Annotated in this window: 9 protein-coding genes; 7 read left to right on the top strand and 2 right to left on the bottom strand. The window is 63.3% G+C overall.

The features are described from left to right. Window positions 1–735 precede the first annotated feature (735 nt). From RMO57_RS15790 to cas7c, 6 genes are all read left to right on the top strand, one after another. A complete protein-coding gene (locus RMO57_RS15790) occupies window positions 736–1,020 on the top strand; it encodes a hypothetical protein (protein ID WP_310388217.1) in 285 nt (94 codons plus the stop codon). A gap of 131 nt (window positions 1,021–1,151) precedes the next feature. Then, on the top strand, window positions 1,152–2,168 hold the full coding sequence (locus tag RMO57_RS15785) for a WYL domain-containing protein (protein ID WP_310388216.1): 1,017 nt from the start codon (window positions 1,152–1,154) through the stop codon (window positions 2,166–2,168). A gap of 41 nt (window positions 2,169–2,209) precedes the next feature. Then, a complete protein-coding gene (gene cas3 / locus RMO57_RS15780) occupies window positions 2,210–4,564 on the top strand; it encodes a CRISPR-associated helicase Cas3' (protein WP_310388214.1) in 2,355 nt (784 codons plus the stop codon). 380 nt (window positions 4,565–4,944) lie between these two features. Next, entirely contained in the window at window positions 4,945–5,592 is a 648-nt protein-coding gene (gene cas5c, locus RMO57_RS15775) for a type I-C CRISPR-associated protein Cas5c (RefSeq protein ID WP_310388213.1), read from the top strand. Then, the gene (gene cas8c, locus RMO57_RS15770) at window positions 5,589–7,352 is read left to right on the top strand and encodes a type I-C CRISPR-associated protein Cas8c/Csd1 (RefSeq protein ID WP_310388212.1); all 1,764 of its coding nucleotides are present in this window, start codon (window positions 5,589–5,591) and stop codon (window positions 7,350–7,352) included. The genes cas5c and cas8c overlap by 4 nt, the downstream gene beginning before the upstream one ends. Window position 7,353: 1 nt before the next feature. Next, window positions 7,354–8,280: a type I-C CRISPR-associated protein Cas7/Csd2 gene (gene cas7c, locus RMO57_RS15765; protein WP_310388211.1), complete on the top strand. Its 927-nt coding sequence runs from the start codon at window positions 7,354–7,356 to the stop codon at window positions 8,278–8,280. A gap of 30 nt (window positions 8,281–8,310) precedes the next feature. On the opposite strand, the gene RMO57_RS15760 is transcribed toward cas7c, so the two are convergent. Together RMO57_RS15760 and RMO57_RS15755 are read right to left on the bottom strand one after the other, a co-directional pair. Beyond that, a complete protein-coding gene (locus RMO57_RS15760; RefSeq protein ID WP_310388209.1) occupies window positions 8,311–8,604 on the bottom strand; it encodes a type II toxin-antitoxin system RelE/ParE family toxin in 294 nt (97 codons plus the stop codon). Next, window positions 8,601–8,861, bottom strand: coding sequence for an addiction module protein (locus RMO57_RS15755; RefSeq protein ID WP_310388207.1), 261 nt, complete (start codon window positions 8,859–8,861; stop codon window positions 8,601–8,603). Before RMO57_RS15755 ends, RMO57_RS15760 begins: the two co-directional genes overlap by 4 nt. An 87-nt stretch (window positions 8,862–8,948) precedes the next feature. Here RMO57_RS15755 and cas4 point away from each other — a divergent pair, with 87 nt between their 5' ends. Beyond that, window positions 8,949–9,593, top strand: coding sequence for a CRISPR-associated protein Cas4 (gene cas4 / locus RMO57_RS15750; protein ID WP_310388205.1), 645 nt, complete (start codon window positions 8,949–8,951; stop codon window positions 9,591–9,593). The last annotated feature ends 56 nt before the right edge of the window (window positions 9,594–9,649 follow it).

Genomic DNA, 9,649 nt, shown 5'->3' with positions numbered 1-9,649 from the left:
GGCGATGCCAGGCGGCCTCTTCAGCGGGGAGGGCGCTCCCCGGGGGCACGGCGCCTCAGCCGGGGATCGCGCCGAAACTCGCGCTCGCGGCCTTCAAGGCCGACTGTGGACGCGGGAGCGCGCCTGCGCGCGGTCCTGCGCCTCAGGAGGGGCTCGCGTCTGCAAGCGGCCTGACCATCCCGATCCATCACTGTTCATGCGACCCGGCGCCCAGGGCCGCGGGGATCGGCTGCGCCCGGGCCACTCAGGACCGAGGCAAAGCGGCCGAGTCGCTGGGGCAAACCCCTGACCCAGGCCTGTGATGCGCGTGTTCGACGGGGTCATCGGCACTTGGCCTGCCACCGTCGAGCACAAAGACCGCCGTCAGTGCCTCCACCGACGGGCCTGTTGACCCTGGTGCCAAACAAAAAAGGGCCTTTGAACGGCCTATCCTCGGCCTGACTCTGGCGCTGGCGCAAGCTTCGCGTTCAGGAGGCTCCTCGCCGCGGGGCTAAAGGGGACGGCTGCGCCTGAGACTTTCTCGGACGGGTCGAAGCGCCATGACCGTCAGGGTTGACCCTTAGTCGAGCCCATCACGGAATCGTTTCAGCGCCGCCATCGACACTCAACGGGCCGCAGCGGCCGGCAAGGACCGCTTCAAGAGCTTCGGGTGCTGCGCCGGGGTGGGCGATGGCCGAGAAAAAGGGCGTTTGAATTCCCTATCCTCAAGAGTGAATTATTGTTGGACACCTCATCATGACTGAGGTGCTTCAAGGCTTCAGGGTGGAGCGGGATTTCAACCAAGCGTGCAAGGCGCTTGACACATTTGAGTTCGTGGAACTCGGTGGATTCGATGTTGCAGTGAAAGCTGCCAAGGACTTCTGGGCGTTGCAGGCTCTGGGATTCACGGTGTGCAGGACGATTGACACGTTCATCGCAACCAAGTGCATTGAAGCCGGATACGCGTTGCTCCATGCGGACCGCGACTTTCATCCGTTCAGGGCGCATCTGGGTCTGAGGGTGGCGTATTCGGAGGCTTAAGCGGCGTTGGTTTAGCCGGTGGTTGCCGTGGCCTCGTGTTGTCCTCGCCCGCCGATGCAGGTCGGTGGAAACGACAGTGAAGCCCGCAGACCGCGCGTTACCATGGCCCACAAAGGCCTTGGGAGGGCAGCGTGTCGCAAACCGAACGCATCTTCAGGCTGCGCCAACTGCTCGACGCCGGGCGCTGTGTCGACAAGCGCGAAGTGCTGCAGCAACTCGGCATCTCGCCGGCCACCTTCAAGCGTGACCTGGCCTATCTGCAAGACCGGCTGAACACCCCCGTGCGGTTCGACCGCCAGCAACGCGGCTACCGGCTCGAACGCGCCGCGCAACTGCCGGGCACGCAATACGAACTGCCCGGCCTGTGGCTTTCCGCCGAAGAGATCCACGCGCTGCTGACCATGCAGCATTTGTTGGCCAATCTCGACGCCGGCGGACTGCTGGGGCCGCATATCGCACCGCTGATGGGGCGGCTGAACCTGCTGCTGGGCGCAGGCGCGGGGGCCAAGGCGAGTGCCGAGTTGGCGCAGCGTATCCGGGTGCAAACCGTCGGCGCGCGGCGCTTGCATGTGCCTCATTTCCAAGCTGTCGGCAGTGCGCTGCTGCGCCGCCAGCGCTTGTCCCTCCAGTATCAAGGCCGTGGCCGTAACGAGGTACAAGAGCAGCTGCGCGAAGTCTCGCCGCAGCGCCTGATCCACTACCGCAGCAACTGGTACTTGGACGCCTGGTGCCATTGGCGCGAAGGCTTGCGCAGCTTTGCGCTGGACGCGATTCAGAGCGTGCAAGTGCTGGACCGCGCCGCCATCGACGTTTCGACAGCCGAATTGGATGCCGTACTGGGGGTCGGTTATGGCATTTTCTCGGGACGCGAGCTGCAGTGGGCCACGCTGCGCTTTACGCCGGAGCGTGCCCGCTGGGTCGCCGCCGAAGCCTGGCACCCCAAGCAGCGCGGCCGCTTTGAGCCCGGCGGGAGCTATCTGTTGGAGCTGCCCTACGCCGACCCGCGCGAGCTGGTGATGGACATCTTGCGCCATCTGCCCGAGGTCGAGGTGCTGGGGCCGGCGAGCTTGGCAGAAGAGGTAGAGAAAAAGATTCGCGCCGCGCTGAAAAATATCGAGGCGGGGTCAGCTGGTGAGCCTGGGGCTTGAGATCATGAAACCCAATAGCCGCCAAACACCACCGGGCCCATATGTCCAAAGCTGAACCCTCCGATGCCGCCCTGCACGCCCACAGTCAGAACGAGCTGGGCGATTGGCACGGCTTGGCAGAGCACCTCCACAAGGTCGGGCGCTTGGCGGGCGAGTTTGCCGAGCCGTTCAACAGCTCGCTCTGGGCCGAGTTGGCGGGCCGCTGGCATGACTTGGGCAAGGCCCGCCCCGGCTTTCAGCGCTATGTGCGCTTCGACGCCAACGCTCATATCGAAGGCCGGGTTGCCGGCGCTGACAAGACCCACTCCGCTGCCGGGGCCTTGCATGCGCGGGCCATGTTCATCCAGCAACTAGGCCCGCAGCAGGGTGAATGGCTGGCCCGGGTGCTGGAGTATCTGATCGCCGGCCACCACAGCGGCTTGGCCGACTGGAACGCGGGCGAGCTGGGGCCGGGGTTGGCGCCTCGATTGAACTCAGCAGATGCGCTAGCGGAATACAAGGAGGCGATGCAGGTCGCGCTGGCCGCCATGCCGGCACTTTGCGCCGCACCGTCTGCGGGCGAGCTGCGCAGCGCAGGCTTGAACGCCAGCAGCCTGCGAGATCGCGGTCAACCCCTGGCCCGGTCAATCTGGCTGCGCATGCTGTTCTCGGCCCTGGTGGACGCTGACTTTCTGGATACCGAGGCGCATTTCAAGCGCAAGGCAGGCGGCGATCGCGCTGGCTTCCCAAGCCTGCAGCAATACCTAAGTTTGCTGAACGCCAAGCTGGCGAGCATGGCCGAGCAAGTTGTGCAGGACGGGCGGGCTGACTCGGCCGTCATGCGTGCCCGTGCCGCCGTGCTGGCGCAATGTAGGGCCAAGGCCGCACTGCCGCCCGGCGTGTTCTCGCTGACCGTGCCGACCGGGGGTGGCAAAACGTTGTCGTCGTTGGCTTTCGCGCTGGAACATGCCTGCCAGCATGGCTTGCGTCGTGTCGTCTACGCCATTCCCTACACCAGCATCATCGAGCAGACGGCCACAGTGTTCGGCGCGATCTTCGGGCCCGAGAACCTGGTCGAGCATCACAGCCAGGCCGATGCCGACCCGGCGCAGGAAAGCGCGCGCAGCCGGCTGGCCTGTGAAAACTGGGACGCACCGTTGGTCGTCACCACCAATGTGCAGCTGCTGGAGTCGCTGTTCGCCGACCGCACCTCGCGCTGCCGCAAGCTGCACCGCCTGGCCGGCAGCGTCATCATCCTGGACGAGGCGCAGATGCTGCCGCCCGAGTTCTTGCAGCCGGTGCTGGACGCGCTCAACGTGCTGCTCACGCACTACGGCATCACCCTGCTGCTGTGCACCGCCACCCAACCGGCCCTGACGGACTTGGCGGCTTTTGATCCGAAAAAGAAGCTGCGCGGCTTGCCGGTGCCGACGCCCATCATTGACGACGAGGCCGCATTGTTCGCGCAGTTGCAGCGCACGGTCGTGCATTGGCCTGCCAACTTCAGCACGCAAACCGACTGGCCCGAGCTGCTGCCTCAGCTGCTGACGCACCCCAGCGCCTTGGTGATCGTCAACACCCGTCGCGACGCGGCCGAGCTGACCCGCGCGTTGCCGCCTGGCACGCTGCACCTATCCGCCGCGATGTGTGGAGCGCACAGGCAGGCGGCGATTGAAGAAATCCGCCAACGATTGAAGGCGCAGCGCGACGGGGTTGAGACAGAGCCCTTCTATGTGGTCAGCACGCAGCTGATCGAGGCCGGCGTCGATGTGGACTTCCCCGTCGTGTTTCGCGCTTTGGCCGGGCTCGACTCGATTGCCCAGGCCGCCGGCCGCTGCAATCGTGAGGGCCGGCAGACGCAGGGCGATGTGCATGTGTTTGTGCGGACCATCCCGAAGCTGTTGTCCCAATTGCGCAGCGCCGCCGAGACCACCCACAGCCTGCATGACCAGGGCCTGAACGATGCACTGGCACCCGCTGCTTTCGAGCGTTACTTCAAGCTCTTCTATCCCCGTCAACCGAGTTTCGATGCGCGTGATGTGTTGACCGAACTGGCCGACCAAGAAGGTCGACTGCAATTCAACTTCCGCAGTGCCGCCAAGAAGTTCCGCCTGATCGACGACGAAGACCAAGCCAGCCTTTTGGTGCCCTATCACTTGATTGACGCCGAGCATGGTCAGTTGGAACCGCTGATCGAAAAGCTACGCCGAGGTGAAACCGACCGCTGGCTGATGCGCGCGACGCAGCGCTACACGGTGACGGTCAGAAAGCGCGAGTTAGAAAAGCTGGAACGACAAGGCGATGTGCGGCCCTTGCTGCCGGGCTTGTACCTGTTGATTGACGAGACGATTTATCACCCGCTGTTCGGGCTGCTGCCGAGGGATAGCCCTTTGGACGCGGCCAGCTTGGTGCAGTAATGAGCATGCCGCCAGAAAAAATGCGGGGAGCCGGAGCTCCCCGCACCGAGAGTGGCCCTTACGGCCAGAAGGTTTCAATCCACACCTTGCAACAAGGCGTGGGCAAATTGTAAGGCAAAAAAACATTTACTGACGGCTAGAAGGAACTTGACCATATACTCCGCTCACTTTATCTGGAGTGCGCGATGGGCAAGCTATCCAATTTGCTTAAGGAGGTCGGCCTCGCAGCACTGCTGCGGGAATTGAGACTACTGGGCAGCCAACCCGGCTATCGCTATTGCATGTCATGGGTTTTGGTGCTGGCACATATGGCAATGAGAGGCATTGTGGGGTGGTGGGTTGTGACCAAACTTTTGCAGACAATTTAGGGAGAAAACAAAATGAAACGCTACTGCTTGTCCGTGGTCGGCGAGTTCGCCTGTTTCACGCGCCCCGAGATGAAGGTCGAGCGGGTCAGCTACGACATCATCACGCCGTCGGCGGCGCGCGCGCTGTTCGAGGCGATTCTGTGGAAGCCGGCCATACGCTGGCATGTGCGGCGCATCGAGGTGCTGAAGCCGATTCGCTGGATCAATCTGCGGCGCAATGAGGTGGGCGCCGTCATTTCCACCCGCAACGTACAACAGGCGATGACGGCGGGCGAAGGCGATTTGGCGCTCTATGTCGAAGACGAGCGCCAGCAGCGCGCCGGGCTGTTTCTGCGTGACGTGGCCTACCGGGTTCATGCCGATCTCGAACTGTGCAGTGCCGAGCCCCCACAGAAGTATCACGAAATGTTTGAACGCCGGGCCGCCAAGGGCCAATGGGTGAATCAACCCTATTTGGGTTGCCGCGAGTTTGCGGCCGATGTGCGCTTGGCCGGTGAAGTGTCGTCGCCAGCTATTCAAGAATCCCGCGACCTGGGCTGGATGCTTCATGACCTGGACTTCGCTCAAGCCAGCAACCCTCAACCGCGCTTCTTCCGTGCGCAGATGAACAACGGCGTGATCGAAGTGCCGAGCTTCGAGCACGCCGAGGTGACGCAATGATTCTGCAAGCGCTGGCCCAGCTGTATGAGCGCCGCAGCCGTGACCCTGACCCCGCCAGACGCCTGCCCTCGCCGGGGCTGGAGGACAAGGAGATTCCCTTTGTGATCGAGTTGCGCACCGACGGCGGCGTCGTGCAGATCCGCGACACCCGCACGCTGGACGGCAAGAAGCTGCGCGGCCAGACCTTTCTGGTGCCGCAGGCCGTCAAAAAGACCTCGGGCGTGGCTGCCAATCTCTTGTGGGACACCGCCGAGTACGTGCTCGGTGCCAGCAGCAAGGCGAAGCCGGAGCGCTTGAAGGCGCAGCAACTGGCTTTCAAACAGCGCATCCTCGACCTAGCCGAACGCGCGCCCGGCGATGCCGGCTTGCAGGCCGTGCTGGCCTTTCTGGCCGATCCACAGCTCGATGCTCAACGGGGCACGCCGCTATGGGACGAGCTGGCGCTCAGCAATCCGGTGGTCAGTTTCGAGTTGCAAGGCGATGGCGGCGCGCTGGTCTGCCAGCGGCCGGCCGTCGTCAGCGCCGTGCTGAATGGCGCCAGTGGCGGCGGAGCTGACACCCCACAAGCGATGTGCTTGATCGAGGGCCAAGTCTTGCCGATCGAGCGTCTGCACACTGCCATCAAGGGCGTCTGGGGTGCACAAAGCTCGGGCGCCAATATCGTCTCGTTCAATCTCGACGCGTTCAACTCCTACGGCAAGGCCCAAGGCGGCAATGCGCCGGTGAGTGCGCGCGCTGCCTTCGCCTACACCACGGCATTGAACGCGCTGCTTGAGCGCGACTCACGCAACCGCGTGCAAGTGGGCGACAGCTCGACGGTCTTTTGGGCCGATGCAGAGACACGCTTCGATTCAGAGTTCACGCTGGCCGACTTCTTCGGTGAACCCAAGCCGGACCGACCAGATCGCGGCCGCGATGCGGTGAAGGCCTTGTATCAAGCGCTGCGCAGCGGCCAGTTGCCGGCGGCCGAAGCCAGCACGCGCTTCTATGTGCTGGGGCTGGCACCAAATGCCGCGCGCATCAGCGTGCGCTTCTGGCTGCCCGGGATCAGCTTTGCCGAGCTGGCACCGCGCATCCAACAGCACTTTGATGATCTGCGGATGGTGCGGCGTTTTGAGGGCGACCCCGAGCATCCGTCCTTGTTTCGGCTGCTCTCCAGCCTCGCGCTGCAGGGCAAGCTGGACAACGTGCCGCCGCGTTTGGCCGGCGAATGGATGCGCTCAATCCTGGAGGGCAGCGTTCTGCCTGCGGTGCTGCTGAACACAGCGGTGATGCGCTGCAAGGCCGAGCAAGACGTCAACTATCTACGAGCCTGTGTATTGAAGGCTTGCTTGAACCGCCACGCGCGCGGCCAAATGGCCTCGGACCATCAACATTTCAAGGAGGAATTGGACATGAGCCAAGAAGAACCGGCCTACCGGCTGGGCCGCTTGTTTGCGACGCTGGAGCGTATTCAAGAGCAGGCCCAGCCGGGCATCAACGCCACCATTCGCGACCGCTTCTACGGTGCTGCGTCGACCACGCCGGTGGCGGTGTTCACCACCCTGCTGCGCTTGAAGAACGCGCATCTAAAGAAGCTGAGCCAGGGTCAGCTGATTCATTTCGAGAAATTGATCGGCGAAATTCTGCAGCCGTTGCAGGGCTTCCCGCGTCAGTTGGCGCTGGCTGAGCAAGGCCAGTTCGCTCTCGGCTATTACCACCAGCGCCAGGCTTTTTATGCCAAGCGCCCTGACGACCAGCAAGACAACAAGGAGGTTTGATATGACTGCAGTGACCGGACGTTATGACTTTGTGCTGTTGTTCGATGTGAAGGACGGCAACCCCAATGGCGACCCCGATGCCGGCAACATGCCGCGCCTGGACGCCGAAACCGGCCATGGGCTGGTGACCGACGTGGCGATCAAGCGCAAGCTGCGCAACTTCGTCCAGCTGGTCAAGGGCGCCGAGCCGCCCTATGACATTTACATCAAAGAAAAGGCGGTGTTGGAGCGCACCCACCGGGCAGCTTACTTGGCCATCGGCGCCGAAGAAGAGCTGGCCGATGACCCGGACGCCAAGGGTAAAAAGAAGCGCAAGGGCAGCGCCGACAGCGTGGACAAGGCGCGCGCCTGGATTTGCCAGAACTTCTTTGATGTGCGCACGTTCGGTGCCGTCATGTCCACCGGTGTCAACTGCGGCCAGGTGCGCGGCCCCGTGCAACTGACCTTCGCCCGCTCGGCCGATGCCATCGTGGCCTCGGAGCACTCGATCACCCGTATGGCGGTGGCCACCGAGGCAGAAGCCGAAAAGCAAGACGGCGACAACCGCACCATGGGCCGCAAGCACACCGTGCCCTACGGCCTGTATCGCTCGCACGGCTTTGTATCGGCCTTTCTGGCCAAGCAAACCGGTTTCTCGGCCGAGGACCTGGAGCTGCTGTTCAGTGCGCTGGAGCAAATGTTTGAGCACGACCGTTCGGCCGCGCGCGGCGAAATGTCGACCCGTGGACTCTATGTCTTTAAGCACGACAGCGAGCTGGGCAATGCTCACGCCCATGCCCTGTTTGACCGGCTGACGGTCGCACGCGTCGGTGCCAATGAAGCCGTGCGGCAGTTCCAGGACTACGCGGTGACGTTTGACGGCAAGGCGCTCGCGGTGGGTGAATCACTGCAAGCGGCGCCCGGCGTGACCCTGATGCGGCGAGCTTGAACTGCGGGCGGCGGTGATCAGCCTTGACCCCTACCGCCGCCCCACCCAATATCCCGCCGCCCGGCGCTGATGCGCCACCGCAATGACCACGATCTCGTTTGGCTTGAAGCGGTAGACAAGGCTGTATTCAAACTGCCGCAGCGGCCAGATGCGCAGTTCGGGCGGTGTGGGGCTGCCTATTTCAGGCATTTGGCAGAAAAGGTGCAAGACTTTTTGCACACGCTCATCAAAGCGCTTCGCGACATCGACGCCGGCATCACGCAGATACCGCCGCAGCGCAGCGTTCAGTTCTCGCTGTGCCGCAGCGGTAAAACGAAGGTTCACCTGCCAACGAGGTGGCTATTGATGATGCGCCGAGATTCCGCAAAAACCTCGTCCGCCTCTATCAGCTCGGCTGCGCCGGCGTCCAGTTCGGCGACACGCCGCGCCAGCTCCGGCCCCCAACTGGGGTGCAGTGCGGGCTGCGTGGCCGCCACACTGAACAACAAGCGTTCGGCGAGGTCGGTTCGATCGTTCGGTGACAACTTCATGGCTTGCTCGGCAAGCAAGTCGATTTCAACGGAAGGCTGGTTGCTAAGCATGGCGGACTCCAGGAACGACAGGCAAACACAGAGATAGAACGATAGCCCGATTTTAGGACGCTTAACTCTGACAAAGGTTCATGCCGTATGGACGACCTCCCCGCTATCCCCCTCTCCGCCCTCCAGCACTGGGCTTACTGCCCGCGTCAATGCGCCTTGATCCATCTGGAGCAGGCCTTTGACGACAACGTCCACACGCTGCGCGGCAATGCCGTCCATGCCCGCACCGATCAGCCGGGTTTGGAAGTTATCCAAGGTATGCGGGTCGAGCGCGCCCTGCCGCTCTGGCATGACGAGCTGGGCCTGATCGGCAAGAGCGATGTGGTGGAGTTCAGCGCCGACGGTCAACCCTACCCGGTCGAGTACAAGCATGGTTCGCGCAACAAGGCCGCCGACATCGCTGCCTGCGATGAGCTGCAGCTGGCCGCGCAGGCGCTCTGCTTGGAGTTCATGACCGGCCAAGCCGTGCCCGAGGGTGCGCTCTATTACGCCAGTTCCAAGCGCCGCCGCATCGTGCCCATAACGCCTGATTTGCGCGCTCAGGTCGTGACCACGGCGCAGGCGGTGCGCGCGATTTTGAGCAGCGAGCTCATGCCCGCCCCACTGCAAGGCGAGGTGGCCGCCCGGCACTGCAAAGCCTGCTCTCTGCTTGAGCGCTGCCAACCCGAGGTGGGTGCCGGCCTGCATTGGCGCGAGGCCCGACGGCGCCTGTTCGACCCCGACGCCAGCTGACCGAAAGCTCCGCTCACACCACCTACAGATCCAGGCGCCGCCCATGCAACTACTCA

This window comes from Roseateles sp., from assembly GCF_031397715.1.
Lineage (GTDB): Bacteria > Pseudomonadota > Gammaproteobacteria > Burkholderiales > Burkholderiaceae_C > Paucibacter_A.
The sequence above is the reverse complement of the archived record's forward strand: the minus strand, read 5'-3'. Positions and strand labels throughout refer to the sequence as shown.

What these genes read in the sequence shown, in the direction of transcription:
- RMO57_RS15790 (WP_310388217.1), top strand. Translation starts at nt 736, where the DNA reads ATGACTGAGGTGCTTCAAGGCTTCAGGGTGGAGCGGGATTTCAACCAA.
- RMO57_RS15755 (WP_310388207.1), bottom strand. Translation starts at nt 8,861, where the DNA reads ATGCTTAGCAACCAGCCTTCCGTTGAAATCGACTTGCTTGCCGAGCAA.
- cas7c (WP_310388211.1), top strand. Translation starts at nt 7,354, where the DNA reads ATGACTGCAGTGACCGGACGTTATGACTTTGTGCTGTTGTTCGATGTG.
- cas3 (WP_310388214.1), top strand. Translation starts at nt 2,210, where the DNA reads ATGTCCAAAGCTGAACCCTCCGATGCCGCCCTGCACGCCCACAGTCAG.
- cas8c (WP_310388212.1), top strand. Translation starts at nt 5,589, where the DNA reads ATGATTCTGCAAGCGCTGGCCCAGCTGTATGAGCGCCGCAGCCGTGAC.
- cas5c (WP_310388213.1), top strand. Translation starts at nt 4,945, where the DNA reads ATGAAACGCTACTGCTTGTCCGTGGTCGGCGAGTTCGCCTGTTTCACG.
- cas4 (WP_310388205.1), top strand. Translation starts at nt 8,949, where the DNA reads ATGGACGACCTCCCCGCTATCCCCCTCTCCGCCCTCCAGCACTGGGCT.